Origin of the sequence: Tsukamurella strandjordii (genome assembly GCF_039525985.1) — a bacterium.
Taxonomy (GTDB): domain Bacteria; phylum Actinomycetota; class Actinomycetes; order Mycobacteriales; family Mycobacteriaceae; genus Tsukamurella; species Tsukamurella strandjordii.
The window spans coordinates 575,963-595,597 of sequence record NZ_BAAAII010000006.1; the positions used below are offsets into that span (position 1 = coordinate 575,963).

Annotated in this window: 18 protein-coding genes; 10 read left to right on the forward strand and 8 right to left on the reverse strand. The window is 70.1% G+C overall.

The features are described from left to right. Window positions 1-174: 174 nt before the first annotated feature. Both ABD108_RS13935 and nrdR read left to right on the forward strand, forming a co-directional pair. Window positions 175-819, forward strand: a complete 645-nt coding sequence (locus tag ABD108_RS13935; protein ID WP_343930576.1) for a LysM peptidoglycan-binding domain-containing protein — start codon at window positions 175-177, stop codon at window positions 817-819. Window positions 820-1,052: 233 nt separating this feature from the next. Next, on the forward strand, window positions 1,053-1,523 hold the full coding sequence (gene nrdR, locus ABD108_RS13940) for a transcriptional regulator NrdR (RefSeq protein ID WP_220659623.1): 471 nt from the start codon (window positions 1,053-1,055) through the stop codon (window positions 1,521-1,523). A gap of 12 nt (window positions 1,524-1,535) precedes the next feature. Here the strand turns inward: nrdR and hrpA are convergent, their stop codons facing one another. Then, window positions 1,536-5,483, reverse strand: a complete 3,948-nt coding sequence (gene hrpA, locus ABD108_RS13945) for an ATP-dependent RNA helicase HrpA (RefSeq protein ID WP_343930578.1) — start codon at window positions 5,481-5,483, stop codon at window positions 1,536-1,538. Between the two features lie 19 nt (window positions 5,484-5,502). On the opposite strand from hrpA, the gene ABD108_RS13950 reads away from it, so the two are divergent. The 3 genes from ABD108_RS13950 (at window position 5,503) to ABD108_RS13960 (ending at window position 8,825) form a co-directional block, all read left to right on the forward strand. Beyond that, a complete protein-coding gene (locus ABD108_RS13950) occupies window positions 5,503-6,756 on the forward strand; it encodes an aminotransferase family protein (protein WP_343930579.1) in 1,254 nt (417 codons plus the stop codon). Window positions 6,757-6,843: 87 nt separating this feature from the next. Beyond that, window positions 6,844-7,191, forward strand: a complete 348-nt coding sequence (locus ABD108_RS13955) for a DUF485 domain-containing protein (RefSeq protein WP_220659141.1) — start codon at window positions 6,844-6,846, stop codon at window positions 7,189-7,191. Window positions 7,192-7,220: 29 nt separating this feature from the next. Beyond that, the gene (locus ABD108_RS13960) at window positions 7,221-8,825 is read left to right on the forward strand and encodes a solute symporter family protein (RefSeq protein ID WP_374758747.1); all 1,605 of its coding nucleotides are present in this window, start codon (window positions 7,221-7,223) and stop codon (window positions 8,823-8,825) included. Window positions 8,826-8,897: 72 nt separating this feature from the next. On the opposite strand, the gene ABD108_RS13965 is transcribed toward ABD108_RS13960, so the two are convergent. After that, window positions 8,898-9,566, reverse strand: a complete 669-nt coding sequence (locus tag ABD108_RS13965; protein ID WP_343930580.1) for a hypothetical protein — start codon at window positions 9,564-9,566, stop codon at window positions 8,898-8,900. Window positions 9,567-9,648: 82 nt separating this feature from the next. On the opposite strand from ABD108_RS13965, the gene ABD108_RS13970 reads away from it, so the two are divergent. Next, entirely contained in the window at window positions 9,649-10,566 is a 918-nt protein-coding gene (locus ABD108_RS13970) for a hydrogen peroxide-inducible genes activator (protein WP_220659138.1), read from the forward strand. Window positions 10,567-10,589: 23 nt separating this feature from the next. Beyond that, window positions 10,590-11,159 carry a cysteine hydrolase family protein gene (locus tag ABD108_RS13975; RefSeq protein WP_220659137.1) on the forward strand — a complete coding sequence of 190 codons (570 nt, stop codon included), beginning with the start codon at window positions 10,590-10,592 and terminating at the stop codon, window positions 11,157-11,159. On the opposite strand, the gene ABD108_RS13980 is transcribed toward ABD108_RS13975, so the two are convergent. Next, entirely contained in the window at window positions 11,125-11,868 is a 744-nt protein-coding gene (locus ABD108_RS13980; RefSeq protein ID WP_343930581.1) for a LysR family substrate-binding domain-containing protein, read from the reverse strand. The genes ABD108_RS13975 and ABD108_RS13980 overlap by 35 nt on opposite strands. A 29-nt stretch (window positions 11,869-11,897) precedes the next feature. Here ABD108_RS13980 and ABD108_RS13985 point away from each other — a divergent pair, with 29 nt between their 5' ends. Both ABD108_RS13985 and ABD108_RS13990 read left to right on the forward strand, forming a co-directional pair. Then, window positions 11,898-12,284: a DUF5997 family protein gene (locus ABD108_RS13985; RefSeq protein WP_220659135.1), complete on the forward strand. Its 387-nt coding sequence runs from the start codon at window positions 11,898-11,900 to the stop codon at window positions 12,282-12,284. Between the two features lie 45 nt (window positions 12,285-12,329). Continuing rightward, on the forward strand, window positions 12,330-12,791 hold the full coding sequence (locus ABD108_RS13990; protein WP_220659134.1) for an SRPBCC family protein: 462 nt from the start codon (window positions 12,330-12,332) through the stop codon (window positions 12,789-12,791). A gap of 1 nt (window position 12,792) precedes the next feature. Here ABD108_RS13990 and ABD108_RS13995 read toward each other — a convergent pair whose 3' ends face one another. The 5 genes from ABD108_RS13995 to ABD108_RS14015 form a co-directional block, all read right to left on the reverse strand. Beyond that, on the reverse strand, window positions 12,793-15,288 hold the full coding sequence (locus tag ABD108_RS13995) for a DEAD/DEAH box helicase (RefSeq protein ID WP_343930582.1): 2,496 nt from the start codon (window positions 15,286-15,288) through the stop codon (window positions 12,793-12,795). 48 nt (window positions 15,289-15,336) lie between these two features. Continuing rightward, window positions 15,337-16,311: an alpha/beta fold hydrolase gene (locus tag ABD108_RS14000; protein WP_305110806.1), complete on the reverse strand. Its 975-nt coding sequence runs from the start codon at window positions 16,309-16,311 to the stop codon at window positions 15,337-15,339. 71 nt (window positions 16,312-16,382) lie between these two features. Further along, window positions 16,383-17,312, reverse strand: coding sequence for an alpha/beta fold hydrolase (locus tag ABD108_RS14005; RefSeq protein ID WP_343930583.1), 930 nt, complete (start codon window positions 17,310-17,312; stop codon window positions 16,383-16,385). Next, window positions 17,309-18,244: a proteasome assembly chaperone family protein gene (locus ABD108_RS14010; RefSeq protein WP_220659130.1), complete on the reverse strand. Its 936-nt coding sequence runs from the start codon at window positions 18,242-18,244 to the stop codon at window positions 17,309-17,311. The genes ABD108_RS14005 and ABD108_RS14010 overlap by 4 nt, the downstream gene beginning before the upstream one ends. Window positions 18,245-18,347: 103 nt before the next feature. Beyond that, window positions 18,348-18,773, reverse strand: coding sequence for a MarR family winged helix-turn-helix transcriptional regulator (locus tag ABD108_RS14015; RefSeq protein ID WP_220659129.1), 426 nt, complete (start codon window positions 18,771-18,773; stop codon window positions 18,348-18,350). Window positions 18,774-18,831: 58 nt separating this feature from the next. On the opposite strand from ABD108_RS14015, the gene ABD108_RS14020 reads away from it, so the two are divergent. After that, complete coding sequence (locus ABD108_RS14020; protein ID WP_343930584.1) at window positions 18,832-19,635, forward strand: alpha/beta fold hydrolase; 804 nt, start codon at window positions 18,832-18,834, stop codon at window positions 19,633-19,635.

A 19,635-nucleotide genomic window follows, 5' to 3' on the forward strand; every position in this document is an offset into this window, starting at 1 on the left:
CGGCGGCGTGTCTTCCCATCGATCATCGGCTGTGATAGAAATCGAACAGAGGTTCTTTCGAACGTTTGCACGCATTCTGGTGTGACTGGTGGGGCTGGATTGAAAACTTGTCAGTCCCCCTCGGTAGACCAGTGAGTGAGCAGACGCCAGTCAGTCGCCAACAGAGGAGTAATCATGACCGCGATCATCGATCGGGAGATCATCGAGGCAGGCCGCAGCGCATCGGAGCGCCCCGGGTTGGTGGGCCACGGTACGGCCGCGAGTCCGCGCCGTCGCGGTGCCGCGCAGTCGCGCGGTGTCTCCCCGCGCCTCGCGCGCAGTCGCTCGTCCGAGGCCGTGGCTGACTCGACCACCGTGTCGAACGCGCCGCGTTCGGTGGATGTTCGAACGGAGCCGGAGGCGCCGTCGGCGATCCGCGTCGTGGGTGCCCGCGGCGCCGGAAATCGCTCCATCGAACGCGTTCGCGTGCGTCGGGCGCCGTCGCGCCCCCGCGGCTCCTCGCAGGCCGACGGCTGCGCCCGGCGCACCGCCCGTCCCACCGTGCTGGCCTGCCTGCTGGCCGCGGCGGGCACCTTCGTCGGTGTCCTGCTGCTGTTCGGCGGCACCACCGCGGCGCCGGAGGCCGCGCCCGTCGCAACGGGCACCCCCGCGGTCACCTCGATCGTCACGGTCCGCTCGGGGCAGACGCTCGAGCAGATCGCCCGGGAGATCGCGCCCGAGCGCCCGGCCGCCTCCGTGGTCGCCGAGGTCTCCCGGATCAACGGCATCACCGACGGGCGGGTCCGGGCCGGGCAGACCCTCGTGACCCCGCGCTACTGACCACCGAAACTGCCCGGAACCACCACTTTTCCCTCGAAAGGCGAGAGATGACCACCATCACGGCGATGTCCGGATCCGAGCGAAGCGCGCGGGTGGTGCACCTCGACAACGTGGTGCGCCTGCCCCGGCGAGTATCCTCGAAGGCAACAACGCGGGGTGTGCCCGTGGTCGAGGCCACGGTGCTGCAATTGCCCCAGCGGTATGCCGATGTCTGGGCCGAGGGTGGTGAACCGATGCATTGTCCGTTCTGCAAGAACGAGGACACCCGCGTGGTGGACTCGCGCGTCTTCGACGACGGGCAGGGCATCCGCCGCCGCCGCTCCTGCAACGAGTGCGGCCGCCGTTTCACCACCGTGGAGAGCGCCGTGCTGGCCGTGGTCAAGCGCAACGGCGTCACCGAGCCCTTCAGCCGCGAGAAGGTCATGAAGGGCGTGCGCCGCGCTTGCCAGGGCCGTGCCGTCGCGGAAGACGATCTGCAGAAACTGGCGCAGCAGGTGGAGGACGCCGTCCGCGCCTCGGGCGTCGCCGAGGTGCCCTCCAACGAGGTCGGTCTGGCCATCCTGGGCCCCCTGCGCGACCTCGACGAGGTGGCCTATCTCCGGTTCGCCTCGGTGTACCAGGGCTTCACCTCGATCGATGACTTCGAGAGCGCCATCCGCGATCTGCGCACCCGCGCCGCGGCCGGGCCCACCGACGCCGCCTGACGGTCCGTCCCCTCAGCTCAGCGCCGCGATCGCGGCGAGCACCTTCTTCTCCGAGACCGATCCGGCGGTGCCCAGCGCCTGCGCGAACAGGCTCACGCGCAGTTCCTCGATCTGCCAGCTCACCCGGTCCAGTGCGGCATCGCGCCGGTGCTCGGGCAGCGTCTCCAGTTTCGCGGTGAGAGCGCCGTACACACGGTCGAGAGTCGTCAGCCCCCTATCGTCCCGATCGATCGACGCGGGCAGCGCCGCCCATCGCGCCGCGGCACCCGCGATGTAGCGCGGCAGGTGCTGCAGATGGTCGCCGGAGGTCGCTGCGATGAAGCCGGGGAACAGCAGCGCATCGAGCTGCTCCGCGATGTCGTCCGCGGCGTCCCGCAGTGCCGACGGCGGATTGGCGACCGCCCCGCGCACCTCGGTGGCGGTGGACACCGCCTGGGCGACCCACGCGAGGTACTGCTGCTGCGTCTCGCCGAGCCGTCCCCGCACTGTAGCGCTGAGCGCGGCGAATTCGTCCGGGGTCCATGCCGTGCCGGCCTGCGCCCGCAGATCCGAGATCGCCCTGCGCCGGCAGTCCTCCAGCAGCGCCATCGGCGTCTCGTACGGGCTCTGCGACAGTGCCATCCGCTCGCGTTGCGTGAGCCCCTGCAGGGCCGATTTGTGGGCCGGGGGAAGGGCGTTCGCGAGCAGCACATCCAGGCCGGCCGCCATCAGGCGGCTCTGCTCCGCCTCGTCGGCCACCACGCGCACGCCCGCCCGGTCACCGTCGGGATACAGCGAACCGAACCCGGACACCCGGCTGCCCCGTACCTCGGTGTCGATGCGCCGCGGCACGTCCCCGAGGGTGTCGGACGTCCACTCGCGTGCGGGGGCGCGTTCGTACGCGCCCGCGCGACTCGACAGATCCTCCTGGACGGCCGTGCCGAGCCGGCGCTTGAGCGCCTCCAGGTCTTTCCCCGAACCGAGTACGGCACCGTCGTCGCCGACCACCACGAAGGTCACCCGGAGGTGGTCGGGCAGCTGTTCGGGGGAGAAGTCGCCGGGCCGGATCACCGTGCCGGACAGCTGCGTCAGCTCCCGGGCCAATCCCTCGGTGAGGGGTTCGGCGCGCGGTGTGAGCCGTGCCAGGGCGGCAGCCGCGAAATCGGGCGCGGGCACCACCTCGCGCCGCAACTGCTTCGGCAGCGTCTTGATCAGCGCGGTCGCCAGCTCATCGCGCATCGCGGGCACCAGCCACTCGAAGCCGTCCGCGCGGACCGTCGCCAGATCCTTGACCTCGATCCGCGCGGTCACACCGTCGTCCGCGGCGCCCGGTTCGAAGCGGTACTTCAGCGGCACCTCGATCCGGCCCTGCAGCCACGCCGTGGGGTAGGCGTCCGCGGTGATGCCCGCGGTGCCGTCCACCAGCAGATCGTCCTCGGTGAAGTCGAGGAGATCGGGGTCCTCGCGGGAGGCCTTCTTCCACCAGGAGTCGAAGTGGCGCGAGGAGACGATGCCCTCGGGCACCCGCCGGTCGTAGAAGTCGAACAGCGCGTCCTCGTCGACCACGATGTCCCGGCGGCGGGCCTTGTCCTCCAGGTACGAGGCGTCGTCCAGCAGCGCGCGGTTGCGGGCGAAGAAGCCGTGCCGGGTACGCCACTCGCCCTGGACCAGGGCGTGGCGCAGGAAGATCTCGCGCGCCGCGACCGGATCGACCGTGCCGAAGCTCACCGTGCGGTCCGCGACCAGCGGCACGCCGAACAGGGTGACCCGCTCCTTGGCGAGGACCGCCTCGCGTTTGGTGGACCAATGCGGCTCGGAGTACTGATGTTTGGCCAGCGGGCCCGCCAGCTTCTCGGCCCATTCCGGCTCGATCTTCGCGACGGTGCGCGCGAACAACCGGGAGGTCTCCACCAGTTCACCGGCCATCACGAATCGCGGTGGCTTCTTGTACAGCGCCGAGGCGGGGAAGATCAGGAACTTCGCGTTCCGGGCGCCCAGGAACTCCTTGCCGTCGGTCTCCCGCAGTCCGATCTGCGAGAGCAGGCCGGACAGCAGCGCCTGATGGATCAGGTCCGGAGAGGGGGCCGGCTCCCGCCCGATCGACTCCAGCTTCCAGCCGAGGTCGCGGCAGATCTGCCGGAGCTGCCCGTGCAGGTCCTGCCACTCGCGAATCCGCACATAGTGCAGGAACTCCCGCTGGCACTCGCGCCGGAAGGCGCTGGAACTCAATTCGGTGCGGCGATCGCCCAGGTGCCGCCACAGGTTCAGGTACGACAGGAAATCGGAGGTGGGATCGGCGAACCGGGCGTGCTTCTCGTCCGCAGCCTGACGGTGCTCGGCCGGTCGCTCGCGCACGTCCTGGATCGACATGCCCGCCACGATCACCAGTACCTCGGGGAGCACACCGAATTCGCGCGCCGCCACCAGCATCCGTGCCATCCGCGGGTCCACGGGGAGATCGGCCAACTGCCGGCCCGTGGGGGTGAGGCGCTTGTGGCCCTCGTGCGAATCCTGCAGCGCGCCGAGTTCTTCGAGCAGGGCCACGCCGTCGCGTACGGCCCGCTCGTCCGGCGGCTGCACGAACGGGAAGGCCGAGACCTCGCCGAGGTCGAGCGCCGTCATCGACAGCACCACCGACGCGAGGTTGGTGCGCAGGATCTCCGGATCGGTGAACATCGGGCGGGCGTCGAAATCGTCCTCGGCGTAGAGCCGGATGGCGATGCCGTCCGAGGTACGGCCGCAGCGGCCGGAGCGCTGCTGGGCCGAGGCCTGGGAGATCGGTTCGATCGGCAGGCGCTGCACCTTCGTGCGTAGCGAGTACCGGGAGATGCGCGCGGTGCCGGTGTCCACCACGTACTTGATGCCGGGCACCGTGAGCGAGGTCTCGGCGACGTTGGTGGACAGCACGATCCGGCGGCCGCTGTGCGGCGCGAAGACGCGGTGCTGTTCGGCGGCCGACAGGCGCGCGTAGAGGGGCAGGATCTCGGTGCCGGGCGGCACGTGCGCGCTCAGCGCCTCCGCGGCGTCCCGGATCTCGCGCTCGCCGGAGAGGAAGACGAGCACGTCGCCCGACGATTCTTTGGCCAGCTCGTCGACCGCGTGCACGATGCCGGTCACCTGATCGGCCGGGTCCTCGCCGTCGCCGGTCATCTCGTCGAGCGGGCGGTACCGGACCTCCACGGGGTACGTGCGTCCGCTCACCTCGATCACCGGGGCGGGTGCACCGTCGGGCGTGGCGAAGTGGGCCGCGAACCGCTCGGGCTCGATGGTGGCCGAGGTGACGATCACCTTGAGATCGGGCCGCCGCGGCAGGATCTGCTTGAGGTAGCCGAGGATGAAGTCGATGTTGAGGCTGCGCTCGTGCGCCTCGTCGATGATGAGGGTGTCGTAGTCGCGCAGCAGCCGATCGCGGGTGAGCTCGCGCAGCAGGATGCCGTCGGTCATCAGTTTGACCGAGGTGGCGGGGGACACCTTGTCGGTGAAGCGGACCGCGTAACCCACCGCCTCGCCGAGCTCGGTGGCGGTCTCCTCCGCGATGCGCTCGGCCACGCTGCGGGCCGCGAGCCGCCGCGGCTGAGTGTGGCCGATCATGCCCCGCACGCCGCGGCCCAGCTCGAGGCAGATCTTCGGCAGCTGCGTGGTCTTACCCGAACCGGTCTCGCCGGCCAGGATGATCACCTGGTTCTCGGCGATGGCCTTGGCGATCTCCTCGCGCCGGGCGCTCACCGGGAGGTCTGCGGGGTAGACGATCGCCGGGACCGCGGCTCTGCGCGTCTCGTAACGCGCCCGGGCGGTGTCGATGTCGCGGGCGATCCGCGGCAGGTCGGCGGGCTTCGAACGCTTGAGTTTCGCCCGCAGCCGGGTCTCGTCACGCAGCGTCACGGCCGGTTCCGTTTCGGTGCCGAGAGCGGCGTACAGGTCGCGCTTGGTAGGGGTGTCGGTCGGCGTTCCCCCGCCCGTGCCTGGAGCCTGCGTCGTCATTTGCTCTAGTTTATCCACTATGATCGGACAGGGACCCACGACCTCATCGGCACTCTGGCACGGCTTCGCGGACATGGGCGCCGTGGAGCGCGACGGCGCCTTCGTCTTCGCCCGCGGCGACGGCGCGTACGTCTACGACACCGCGGGGAACCAGTACCTCGACGCGACCGCCGGGCTGTGGTTCGCGAACGTCGGGCACGGCCGCGCGGAGGTCGCGGACGCCGTCCGCGACCAGCTCCTCAAGGTGGCGCACGTGACCGGATTCGGTGACGCCGCGACCGACACCACGGTGGCCCTCGCCGAACGCCTGCAGGGCATCGCGCCGGTGCCCGACAGCAAGATCTTCTTCACCTCCGGCGGCTCCGATTCGGTGGACTCGGCGATCAAGCTGGCCCGCCGCTACTGGCAGGAGAAGGGCAAGCCCACCAAGAAGCTCATCGTCGGCCGGTCCAACGCGTATCACGGCATGCACGTGGGCGGAACGAGTCTCGGCGGCATCCCCGCCAACGCCGAGGGCTACGGCGGCGTCCTGTTCGATGACACCGCGACGGTGGCCTGGGACGATGCGAAGGAGCTCCTGGGGCTCATCGAGCGGGTCGGCGCCGACAGCATCGCGGCCTTCGTCGCCGAGCCCGTGATCGGCGCCGGCGGCCTGCTGCCCCCGCCCGAGGGGTACCTGCGCGAGGTCCGCGACATCTGCCGCGAGCACGACGTGTTGTTCATCGCCGACGAGGTGATCACCGGCTTCGGGCGCATCGGCGGGGCCTGGTTCGCCTCGAGCCGGTTCGATCTGCAGCCCGATCTGATGACCACCGCAAAGGGCCTCACCAGCGGTTACGTGCCGATGGGTGCGCTGTTCGTGGCGCCGAACGTGGCGGAGCCCTTCTTCTCCGGCGGCGTGTGGTGGCGGCACGGCTACACCTACGGCGGGCACGCCGCGGCCGCCGCCGCCGCGATGGCGGTCCTCGACATCATGGAGCGGGAGAACCTGGTGGCCGAGGCCTTGCGCCTGCAGGACACGCTGCTCCGCGAGCTCGCACCGCTGGCGGACCACCCGAAGGTCAAGGACGTGCGCGGCGGTGTGGGCGCGGTGGCGGGTGTGCAGCTCAACGATCCCGCCGAGGCGATGGCGATGGTGAAGAAGCTACGCGCGCAGGGCGTCTCGGGGCGTGCCGCAGGCCTGGGAACGTTGCAGTACTCGCCGTCCTTCGTCACCACCGACCAGCAGGTGGCCGAGATCGCCGCCGCCACGCGGAGGGCGCTCGACGCCTGATCCGGGCGGGGTTGCACGGGGTTGCGGGTTGACGAATTGTTGACCAATCAATCCCCTGTGGTTTGTGAGCCGTGACACACTGCGGTCGTGAACGAAGAGGACACGGCCGCTGTCTATCAGCGCGCATACGACAGTCAGGAATTCCACGACCTCCGCCGCCGCCTGGCGCGGTTCGTCATCCCGGTGTCGGTGGCGTTCCTGACCTGGTACCTGGCGTACGTGCTGTTGGCGACCTACGCGCACGACTTCATGAGCCAGAAGCTGTGGGGCAACATCAACGTGGCGTTGGTGATCGGGCTCGCGCAGTTCGTGACCACCTTCGGCATCACGTGGGCGTACGTGCGCTTCGCGAACAACGAGGTCGACCCGCCCGCCACCAAGCTGCGCGAGGAGATCGAGGCGGAGCTCAAGGCCGTGGGCGGTGACGACGCGTGACCGGATTCCTCGCGTACGAGCCGCAGACCATCGAACCCGGTCAGCAGATCGGCTCGACCACGCTCAACATCATCATCTTCCTGCTGTTCATCGGCGTCACGATGGGGCTGGTGATCAAGGCCAGCCGCACCACGCAGAAGGCCACCGACTTCTACACCGGTGGCGCCTCCTTCTCGGGGCCGCAGAACGGCTTCGCGATCGCGGGTGACTACCTGTCCGCCGCGAGCTTCCTGGGCATCTGCGGCGCGATCGCCACCAGCGGATACGACGGCTTCCTCTACTCGATCGGCTTCCTGGTGGCCTGGCTCGTGGCCCTGCTCCTGGTGGCCGAACGCCTGCGCAACACCGGCAAGTTCACCATGGCCGACGTGCTGAGCTTCCGCTTGCGGCAGCGCCCCGTGCGCATGGCCGCGGCGCTCGCGACCCTGGCGGTCTCGCTGTTCTACCTGATCGCGCAGATGGCGGGCGCCGGCGGCCTGGTCTCGCTGCTGCTCAACATCAAGGGCACCACCGGGCAGGCGATCGTGGTCGCGGTCGTGGGTGTGCTGATGATCCTCTACGTGCTGGTGGGCGGCATGAAGGGCACCACCTACGTGCAGATGGTCAAGGCGGTGCTGCTCATCGCCGGCGCGCTGGTCATGTCGCTGCTGGTGCTGGCCGCCGTGAAGGGCAACTTCTCCGACCTGCTCGCGAAGGCGATCGAGGGCAGCCCCAAGGCGGGGGAGAAGCTCATCGAACCCGGGCTCAAGTACGGCAAGACGGAGACCACCAAGCTCGACTTCATCTCCCTCGCACTGGCACTCGTGCTCGGCACCGCGGGCCTGCCGCACGTGCTCATGCGCTTCTACACCGTGCCCACCGCCAAGGAGGCCCGCCGCTCGGTGACCTGGGCCATCGGCCTGATCGGCGCCTTCTACATCTTCACCCTGATCCTGGGCTTCGGTGCCGCCGCCTACGTGGGCCCCGACGTGATCGCCGCGGCTCCCGGCGGCGTGAACTCCGCCGCGCCGATGCTCGCCTTCGCCCTCGGTGGCGAGATCCTCATGGGCGTGATCTCCGCGGTCGCCTTCGCCACCATCCTCGCCGTGGTCGCGGGCCTGGCGATCACCGCGTCGGCGAGCCTCGCCCACGACATCTACAACGGCGTGATCAAGCACGGCCAGGCCACGCCGGAGGCGCAGGTGCGGGTCTCGCGGATCACCGTGGTGGTGATCGGCATCGTCTCGATCATCCTCGGCATCGGCGCGATGGGGCAGAACATCGCCTTCCTGGTGGCGCTCGCCTTCGCGGTCGCGGCCTCGGCCAACCTGCCGACGATCCTGTTCTCGCTGTTCTGGCGGAAGTTCAACACCACCGGTGCGCTGCTGTCGATGTACGGCGGCCTGATCTCGGCGATCGGCCTGATCATCTTCTCGCCGGCGGTGTCCGGGAAGTCCACGTCGATGTTCAAGAACGCCGACTTCGCGTGGTTCCCGCTGGAGAATCCCGGCCTGGTCTCCATCCCGATCGGCTTCGGGCTGGCGATCCTCGGCACCGTCTTCGGCAAGCCCGACACCGATCTCGCGCCGAAGGCGGTCGAGATGGAGGTGCGCTCGCTCACCGGAGTCGGCGTCGAGAAGGCCATCGACCACTGACGCAGCCCTGCAGTGAAGGCGGTGCCCGTCCCCTCTCGGGGCGGGCACCGTCGTCGGTGTGGAGCGGTGCCGTCAGGCCAGGAGTGAGTTGATCGCCCACCCGACGGCGGCGGCGAGCATCGCCGCGCCCAGGCCGGTGAGTATCGAAACGAGGCAGCCCTGCGGGCCGGTCCACCGCGGGCCCGGCGGATCCTCGCCCTCGGGTACCGGCACGGGCTCCTCACCGCAGACCGCTCGCCACAGCGGAATCGGTTCGAGAATCAGGTAGAGCGGCGCGCCCACCTGCCCGATCGTGAACAACCAGAACCACGCCCACCGGTTGCCGTAGCGGGGGCGCGAGGCGAGCATCGTCAGGAAGATCAGCGCCCACACCGTCGCCACGAGCACGCCGAACCACGTGGGGATACCGAAGGGCCACTGGATCCAGGAGTCCCGGTCCGGCGTCTCGACCTCGACGCCGCGGTCGGACATCTGCGCGCGGAAGTCCGCGGCGGGGGTCCTGCCGTCCTCGGTGACCTGCCCGGAGCGCCACTGGAACGGCCCCGTCGACCAGTCGGCCGTCGAGACGGTCCCGTCGGACCACCGGTCGGGGACCACCTGAACGACCTCGCCGCGGTCGAGGGCCGCCGCGAAATCGGCGTACGTCGCATCACGCGGGGTTCCCGCGGTGGCGGCGGCGAGTCCGCCCACCAGCAGGATCAGTAGTCCCGCGATGCGGAACACCAGTCGTGCAGTCGTCATCGGATTTTCCTCCCGTTCCCCGGGAGGGACCCTACCGCGCCGGCCTCAGGCGCAGGCGATCAAACACACTAGACTCATAGGTATGTCCGATCAGCCGTACCAGCCCACCCTCGCGCAGCTGCGCGCCTTCGTGGCCGTGGCGCGCTCGCGCCACTTCGGTACCGCGGCCGCGAAACTCGGTGTGAGCCAGCCCTCGCTGTCCCAGGCGCTGTCCTCGCTGGAGTCGGGCCTCGGGGTCCAGCTCGTGGAGCGCAGCACCCGCAAGGTGCTCATCACCGAGGCCGGAATGTCGCTGCTGGAGCAGGCTTCCGGCATCGTCTCCTCCGCGGCCGAGCTGGTGAGCTCCGCCGCCGGACTCACGGGTGAGCTGCGGGGCACCCTGCGCCTGGGCCTGATCCCCACCGTGGCGCCGTACCGGCTGCCCGCGTTGTTGCCGAAGCTGCGAGCGGAGGTCGAGGACCTCACCGTCACGGTGGTCGAGGACCAGACGGCCAGGCTGCTCGAATCCCTGCGCGCGGGCCGCATCGATGCGGCGATCCTCGCGTTGCCCGCGCTCACCTCGGGCCTGGCGGAGATCCCGCTCTACGACGAGGAATTCGTGCTCGTCGTCCCGCCGGACCATCCGCTCGCCGGCCGCACCGACCTCACCCCCGACGATCTCACCGGCCTCCCGCTGCTGCTGCTCGACGAGGGGCACTGCCTGCGCGACCAGGCGCTCGACCTGTGCCGGCAGGCCGAATCCGGCGTGGGCGTGATCGGTGACACCCGTGCGGCTTCGCTCGCCACCATCGTCCAATGCGTCTCCGGCGGGCTCGGAGTCACGCTGCTGCCCGAGCCCGCCGTGTGCGTCGAGCTGCGTGGGACCGACCTCGCCATCGCCCGGTTCGCGGCTCCCGCGCCCGGCCGCCGGATCGGGCTGGTGTACCGGGCGTCCACAGCGAAGACCGAGGGTTTCGCCAAGCTCGCGGAGATCGCGCGCACCGCCACCACGACGGGGTGACGCAGCGGCACTACCCTGGCGGCATGGCATTCGAACGTCCGGTACTGCTCCTGATGGACTTCCAGCGCGGCATCGTCGACGGTGCGGAACGCGCCGGCGGACTCGCCCTGGGACAGGCGGAACGTGCGCTGAGCGCGGCCCGTGACCACGGGATGCCCGTGGTGCACGTGCGCGTCGCGTTCCGGCCCGACTATCCGGAGATCTCGCCCGCCAACCGGGCTTTCGCGCCGATCGTGCAGACCGGCGACTCCATGACGGAGGCCTCGCCGCTCACCGCGATCGTCACCGAGGTCGCGCCCCTGCCCGGCGAGCCCGTGGTCACCAAGCGGCGGTTCGGTGCGTTCAGCGGCAGCGATCTGGACGCCGTCCTGCGTGGTCTGCGCGCCGATCAGTTGGTGCTCGCGGGGATCAGCACCAGCGGCGTCGTCCTGTCCACGGTGCGCTACGCCGCCGATCTGGACTACGGCCTCGTCGTGCTGTTCGACGCCTGCGCCGACCACGACCCCGAGGTGCACCGGGTGCTGATGCGCAAGGTCTTCCCCCGGCAGGCCGAGGTGATCACCGTCGACGAGTGGATCGACGCTCTCGGCTGACACCGCCCTTGCCGCCGGACTTGCCCGGGTTCGCCTTCTTCCCGGCCGCGGCCCGCGCCGCCTGTTTGGCGAGCGTCTTCTCCCGCGCGGTGCGTTTGGGAGCGGGCTCGTCCCGGCCCCGCGACGACGACGCCCGGCGGCCGCGCACGATGCCGATGAAGTCGGCGACCGGCTCGGGCTGCTCGCCCTCCGCGACGGCGAGCGCGACCGGTGCGGGCGGCGCATCCGTGATCGGCCGGTAGGTGAGGTCCTTGCGGTGGTGCAGCCGGGCCAGCGATTGCGGGACCACGAGGGCCCCGAGCCCGGCGGCCACGAGTTCGATCGCCTCGGCGGTGGTGGCCGGCCGGTGCTCGACAGGGGCGCCCGGTGCATCGGGCCAGGCGAGCGTGTCGTCGTGGGGGAGCAGCACGGGTTCGCCGTGCAGATCCTGCAGCGCGATCTCGTCGACCGCCGTGATCACGTGATCCTTGGGGACCACCGCCACCGTCGCTTCCTCGTACAGCGGGATCACCGCGAGCCCCGCGACGTCCGTCGGCAGGCGCAGGAGGGCGAGGTCGACGGTGCCGGACCGCACCGCCTCGGCGGCGTCGGCCGCGTCGACCGCAACCAGTTCCAGCGGCGCGTCCGGGTGCCGTTCACCCCAGATGCGCACCCATTTGGCGGGGGTGGCGCCGGGCACATAGCCCACGCGCAGCGATGGCGAGGTCACGGATGTCAGGCTACCGATAGGCTGTGCACATGAGCAGGCCCAACGCGCAGTCCATGAAACCCGCCACCGCGGCGAAGAAGCTGGACGTGTACCTGCCGGCCACACCCGCCGAGTTCCAGGAGGGCACGCTGACCCGCGAGCAGTTGGCCGCGCTGCAGGCCGATCCTCCGGCGTGGCTGCAGGATCTGCGCAAGAACGGACCGCACCCGAAGAACCTGGTGGCCGCGAAGCTCGGTGTCTCGATCTCCGGCCTCGCGCGCGGCGGGATCGAGGAGGCGCTCACCACGGAGGAGATCGAGGCGCTGCTGGCGGAGAAGCCGGAGTGGCTGGTCGCCGAGCGGGATACGTACCAGAAGGTGCTCCGGGAGGAGCGCCGGGTGAAGTCCCTGCACGCGGAGCGCGCCCGCGAGCGGTAGTGCCGAACGGCCACGCAACCCGTCGCGCATGTCTACGGTGTGAACATGGAACGCTTCGTCGCCTCACGCACCATCCCGTCCGCCCCCGGCCAGGTCTTCGCGGTCCTCACCGACCCGGACCGGCATCAGTACACCGAGCCCGGGAGCTGGGTTCGCGGCGCCGTCGATGCGACGCCGATCGACCATGTGGGCCAGATGTTCTCGGTGAACATGTACCTGGAGCAGGCGGGCGGTGACTACGTCATGGAGAACAAGGTCACCGACTTCGAGCCCGACCGCACCATCGGGTGGCTCCCCGGCACCACACAGGACGGCCGGTGGCAGCCGGGCGGCTGGTGGTGGCGCTACGACCTCGCACCGTCGGGTGAGGGCACCGAGGTCACACTGACCTACGACTGGACCGACACCCCGCAGGCCTTCCGCGATCAGATCGGTGGCATGCCGCCCTTCCCGCCGGAGTTCCTCGACGAGTCACTCGCGGCGCTGGACCGACACCTGCAGTCCTGAGTCAGCCCGAGACCACGGCGACGTCCACCAGCACCACATCGCCGCGGTCGTCGGAGGCCGGCAGGTCGACGGTCGCGGTGATCGCCCATCCGTGATCGCCGTCGGGGTCGGCGATCGTCTGTCGTACCTTCCAGGCGCGGGGGAGCGCGGTGTCAAGCGAGAACAACTGCGGGCCACGGGCGTCCGGGCCCGTGTCGATGTCGTCGTACTCCTCGTAGTAGTCGTCGAAGGCCGCGTACCAGTCGACACCCGGGTCCATCTCGTCGAGCAGGTCGTACTCCTCCTCGGCCACCAACTGCACCCGCCGGAACATCGCATTGCGCACCATCACCGTGAACGCCCGCTCGTCCGCGGTGAGCGAGACCGACCGGGTGAGCTCCGGCGCCTCGACGTGCGCCCTCAGCGGATCCGGGGAGGTCATCTCCTCCCACTCGTCCACGAGCGAGCTGTCCACGTACCGCACCAGGGCGCCGAGCCAGGCGATGTAGTCCTCGAGCTCGGGCGTGCGCGCCGATTCGGGGACGGTGTGCCGCAGCGTGCGGAAGGCGTCGGAGAGGTAGCGCAGCACGGCCCCCTCGGACCGGCCGAGCTGGTACCGCGAGACGAAGTCGTTGAAGGTCATCGCACGCTCGATCATCTCCCGCACCACGGACTTCGGTGAGAGCTCGAACTGCGTCACCCAGGCGTGCCCGGCGGCGTACGTCGCGAAGGCGGGGACCAGCAGATCCTCCAGCGGCTTCGGGTAGGTGACGTCCTCCAGGAGCGCCATCCGCTCGTCGTAATCGATGCCGTCGGCCTTCATCTCGGCCACGGCCGCGCCGCGCGCCGCGTTCTGCTGTGCGCGCAGCACCGTCCGGGGATCGTCGAGCACCGATTCGATCACCGAGATCACGTCGAGCGCGTACTCGGGGGACTCCGGATCCAGCAGTTCGAGTGCGGCGAGCGCGAACGGCGCCAGGGGCTGATTCAGCGCGAAGTCCGGTTGCAGGTCGACGGTGAGCCGCACGTGCCGCCCGAACTCATCGGGTTCGTCGAGCCGCTCCACGACACCGCCGGCCTCCAGGCCCCGGAACAGCGTGATCGCGGTGCGGATGTGGCGCAGCTGGTTGCGTCGCGTCTCGTGGTTGTCCTCCAGGAGGTGGCGCATCGACTCGAAGCAGGGCTGCGGTCGCGCGATCACGTTGAGCAGCATCGAATTCGTCACCGAGAAGCGCGAGACCAGTGGCTCCGGCGCCGCGGCGACCAGCTTCTCGAAGGTGGGCTGGCCCCAAGAGACGAACCCTTCAGCGGGCTTCTTGCGCTGGATCCGCTTGAGCTTCTTCGGGTCTCCGGCGGCCTTCGCCTCCAGCCGTGCGTTCTCGATCTCGTGTTCGGGCGCGGCCACCACCACGGTGCCCATGGTGTCGAAGCCGGCGCGGCCCGCGCGGCCGGCGATCTGGTGGAACTCCCGCGCGCGCAGGTGCCGGGTCCGCGTCCCGTCGTACTTGGTGAGCCCGGTGAGGTAGACGGTGCGGATCGGAACGTTGATCCCGACGCCGAGGGTGTCGGTCCCGCAGATCACCTTGAGCAGGCCTTCCTGCGCCAGCTTCTCCACCAGACGCCGGTACCTCGGCAGCATCCCGGCGTGGTGAACCCCGACGCCGGCGCGGATCAACCGCGAGAGCGTCTTGCCGAATCCTGTGGTGAACTGGAAATCGCCGAGCGCGTTCGCGATCGCGGCCTTCTCCTCCTTGCTGCACAGCGGCAGTGACATGAGCGCCTGCGCGCGCTCGGCCGCGGCCTGCTGGGTGAAGTGCACCACGTACACCGGCGCCTGGTGGGTGGTGACGAGTTCGACGATCTGATCCTGGATCGGCATCGTGGAGTACGAGAAATGCAGGGGCACGGGCCGTTCGGCACCGGCCACCAACACGGTCTCGCGGCCGGTGCGGCGGGTGAGGTCCTCCTCGAAGAAGGTGGTGTCGCCGAGCGTGGCCGACATGAGCACGAACTGCGCGCGCGGCAGCTCGATCAGCGGCACCTGCCACGCCCAGCCCCGGTCGGGCTCGGAGTAAAAGTGGAACTCGTCCATCACCACCTGGGCGATATCGGAGTCAGCACCCTGGCGGAGCGCCAGATTGGCCACGATCTCAGCGGTCGCGCACACGATCGGGGCATCGGGGTTCACGGCGGCATCGCCGGTCACCATGCCCACGTTGGCGGTGCCGAAGACCTCGCACAGCGCGAAGAACTTCTCGCTGACGAGAGCCTTGATCGGCGCCGTGTAATAGGTACGGCGGCCCTGCGCGAGGGCGGCGAACTGCGCACCCATGGCCACCAGCGACTTACCGGAACCGGTGGGGGTCGCGACGATCACGTTCGCGTCCGAGCAGGCCGCGATCAGCGCCTCCTCCTGCGCCGGGTACAGCTCGATGCTCTTTCCATCGGTCCACTCGGTGAACGCCTCGAAGCACGCGTCCGCCGTCGGATCGGCGGGAAGGAGATCGGAGAGGTTCACTCCCGCAACTCTACGGGGCGGCGATCCCGGATCTCCGGGGTGCCGCAATCAGGTCGCGGCACTCACCCGGGTGGGCTCGGTGAGCGTGACCCCCGCGGCGGTACGGAGCCCGTCGCGCAGGTGCGTGCGCGCCAGCCGCGCCGGTTCGGTGGTGGCGAGGAAGTCCGTGAGCACGGCCAGGAACCGATCGGGCGCCTCGACCATCGGGAAGTGCCCGACGCCCTCGAACAGCTCGATGCGCGCATCCGGCAGCGTCCGGCTGAGCACCTCGGCGTGCGCCACCGGGATGATGGAGTCGTCGCTGCCCCAGGCGATGAGGGAGGGCACTCGCGCGGTCAGATAACAGCGATCGCGCATCGTCACCACCTGTCCGCGCAGGTCCACCACCGACCGCAGCGTGCGAGCGAAGGCATTCGGTGCGTGCGTGTTCGGCATCCGGTCGAGCGCCAGGCGCAGCTGCGCGGCGTCGGACCGCGCGCTCGTCGGCAAGGCCGAGGCCAGGTCGAGGGCGAGTCCGAGCACCTGTTTCGCTCCGGGCAGCGCGGTGAGCGCGACCACCTGCTCGGACAGGGGCAGCGACAGCATCCGCAGGAGCGGCGAGACATCGTGATCCACCCCGCCCGGCGCCACGAACACCAGCCGTTCCACCATGTCCGGGAACTGATAGGCGAACTGTCCGGCCACCCCGCCTCCCAGGGAGTGCCCGATCACCGATGCCCGTTCGATCCCCAAGTAGCACAGCAGATCACGCATGCCGTTCGCGAAGGCGGCCACCGAATAATCGGCGCGCGGATGGTCGGACAGGCCGTGTCCGAGCAGGTCGGGCGCGATCACCGTGTAGCGATCGGTGAGCTGCGCCATCACCGGATCCCAGACCAGCGAGTTGTCCGCGATGCCGTGCAGCAGGAGCAGCACGGGCCCGCTGCCGCCCATGCGGTACGCCCGCCGATGGCCGTGGATCATGGCGAATCTCAGCTCGGGCGCGTACGGCCGCGAGCGGAAGGGCAGCACATCCGGACTCATCTCCGCCTCCTCGTCGCTGACTTCTCCAGGTCAGTGTCCGAGCGCGGAGTTACCGGCGTGGTCGCTGTGCGTTACGTGGTGGTTTCGATCTCGGCGTCCCACTCACGGTCGCGGCGCAGGGCCGCCTGCAGGTGGTCGCGGGACAGGTGAGCGGGCTCGGTGGACTCGAGGAAGTCGAGCAGGGTGGCCACGAAGCGGTCCGGATCGGCTCGGAACGGGAAGTGCCCGGCACCGTCGAAGATCTCCAGGCGCGAGGCCGGCAGTGTGGCGTGCAGCAGGTGCGCGTGTTCGACGGGGATGATCGGATCGTCGGAGCCCCACACGATGAGCGCGGGAACATCGGCGCCCAGATAACTGCGATCGAGCATGGTGACCACCTGGCCCCGCGGGTCGACCACGGCGCGCAGTGTGCGGGCGAAGGCCCGCGGTGTACCGGCGTGGGGGAGACCGGCGAGCACGCGCACGCATTCGGCGTTGTCCACGAAGGTCTTGAGCGGCACCTTGCCGAGCAGGTTCAGTGCGGCGCTCGCCACCGGCAGCGCACCGGGCGCAGCCATCGCGCGGATCGCCAGCTCCGACATCGGCAGCGAGGCGGCGCGCAGCACCGGGGACACCGAGCGGGTGACCCCGCCCGTGTTCACGAAGACCAGCCGCTCGACCACCTCGGGGTACTGGTAGGTGAACTGTCCGGCGATGCCGCCGCCCAGCGAATGCCCCACCAGCGTGGCACGGTCGATGCCCAGGTACAGCAGCAGATCCCGCATGGCGTTGGTGAACGCGGGCAGCGAGTAGTCCGCCCGCGGCCGGTCCGACCTGCCGTGCCCCAGCAGGTCGGGCGCGATCACCGTGTAGTGCTCAGCGAGCCGGTCGAGGATGGGCTCGAAGGTCGACGAATTGTCGGCCATGCCGTGGATCAGCAGCAGGGCGGGACCGCTGCCGCCGATCCGGTAGGCCCGGCGATGCCCGTGGATCAGCGCGACCCGCTGCTGCAGGGCGCTCACGAAGCCGGCTCGTCGCCCTCGTCGCCCGCCTGCTCGGCGAGGAAGGCCTCGAACTCGCTGGCCAGATCGTCGCCCGTGGGGATGGCCTCGCCGTCGGCGATCAGCAGCTCGCGCGGCTGCGGCGCGTGCGCGGCCTCGTCGTACTGCTGCTCCAAGGCTTCGACCACCTGGGTGATCTCGGCGCTCGAGGAGACCTGTGCATCGATCTGCTCGCGCAGCTCGGCCGCCTCCGCCGGCAGTTCGCCGTCCGGCAGCTGCAGGTCGACGGTGTTGCGCAGCGCGCCCAGCATGCCGAGCACCGCCTCGGGGTAGTCGTTCTGGGCCAGGTAATGCGGCACGTGCACCGACAGGCCGACGGTGTCGTAGCCCTTGTCCGCCATCCGCAGCTCCAGCAGGCCCGCGGCGCTACCGGGCATCCGCATCGTGCCGTCCCAGGAGCGCAGCTCCTTGCGCAGCTCGGGATTCGATCCGTGACCGGTGATCGACACCGGGCGGGTGTGCGGCACGGCCATCGGGATCGCGTGCAGCCCCACCACGGTCTTCACGCCGAACCGCTCGGCGAGGCCCGACACGGCGCTCACGAAGCCCTCCCAGCGCAGATCGGGCTCGGCGCCGGCGAGCAGCAGGAAGGGCTTCCCGGCGCTGTCGCGGACCGCGTACAGGTTCAGCTCGGGCTCCTCGACCTCGGTGAACCGGTCCTCGAAGGTCATCATCGGCCGCCGCGACCGGTAGTCGATCAGCTCGTCGACGTCGAACGAGGCGACCAGCTCGGTCGTGAGGTTCGACTTCAGGTGCTCGCGCAGCAGCTTGAGCGCGTGGCCCGCGTCGGCGTAGCCATCCAGGGCGTGCACCAGCACCGGCCCGTTGCCGTCCGTATCGGAAACGGCCGGGCCGGGGAACTCCAGCTCGTACATGTGCGACTGCTCGTCCATCCCGCAACCTCCTACCGTGCGCCCCGTGCGGGGTCCCACCAGTTTTTCACGTGTGACAACCCGTCGTACGGTGTGTCGATTCCCCGCCCGGCGGTGTTTCTGCTCACGGCGAAACCGCGGCGGCCAGGAATCGGTGCACCGCGGCGGCCTCGGCGGGGCTGAGCTGGGCCGCGGCCTCCCGCTGCGGTCCGAGGAAGCCGTTGAAGAAACTCTCGCCCAGACGCTTCGCCGATGCGGTAACCCTGAGCCGTACTCGCCGGCGATCGGCAGGATCGGGCTCGCGCTCGACCAGGCCCGCCGCCGTCATCCGGTCGATGAGGGCGGTGCAGGCGGCCGAGCTGAGATGCAGCCGGGAGCCGAGCACGCCGGGCGTCGCCGGTGCCTGCGCGCGTTCCAGGTCCAGCAGGGCGATGAGCGCGCGGATGTCGGTGTCGCCGAGGCCGTGCCGCCTGCCGAAGTCCGTGATCTCCCGGTTCCAGTGCAGCGCCGCCTCGCGCAGCGCGTGGACGAGGTGCTCGTTGTCGCTCACGCGCCGAGATTACCAGCTATCTTGATAGTCAAATATCTCGGTGATCGAGAGGAATGGCATGGGATCCGAATTCACCGACGCCTACGACGCCGTGCTGGGGGACTGGGGCGTGCCCGTGCGCAGGCGCACCGTCGACGGGGACCTCGCGCGCACTGCGGTACTCACCTGCGGCCCGGACGATGCGCCGCCCCTGCTGTGCCTGCCGGGCGGCGGTGATACCGCGGCCGTGTGGTTCGCGCAGGCTGCGGATCTGGCACGGCGATTCCGGGTGATCGCACCCGACCTGCCGGGCGACGCGGGCGGGAGCGAGCGGCGCGCCTTCCGCTCGCGGGCGGATTGGCCGGCCTGGATCGGCGAGGTTCTCGACGGCGTGGGCGCGCCGTCCGCCGCGGTGCTCGCGCACTCCTACGGCGCCCAGATCGCGGTCGCCCATGCCCTCGTGCACCCCGACCGAGTGCAGACGATGACCCTGCTCGACCCGACCGATGTCTTCGCCCCCATGAGACCGAGCATCCTGCTGCGGGCACTCCCGCTCCTGCTGGCACCGTCGGGCTCGCGACAGCGCGCGCACGCGGTCTGGGAGACACGGGGCCACTGGCCGCCCACCGCCGAGTTCGGTCGCCTCGCCACAGCGGCGGCCGACGGCCCGCGCAGGACCTACTCGCCTCCGCGCCGGCCCGCAGCGGAGGCACTCGACGCGCTGGAAGCAGTTCCCGGCGGGGTCACGGTGGTGTTCGCGCTGCGCAGTCGGTACCACGATGCGCCGCGCCTGGCCGCGACGGTGGCCGAGCGGTATCCGTGGATGGACGTGCGGACCCTGCCCGTGGCGCACCACGAGCTGCCCTTCGCCTACCGGCCCTGA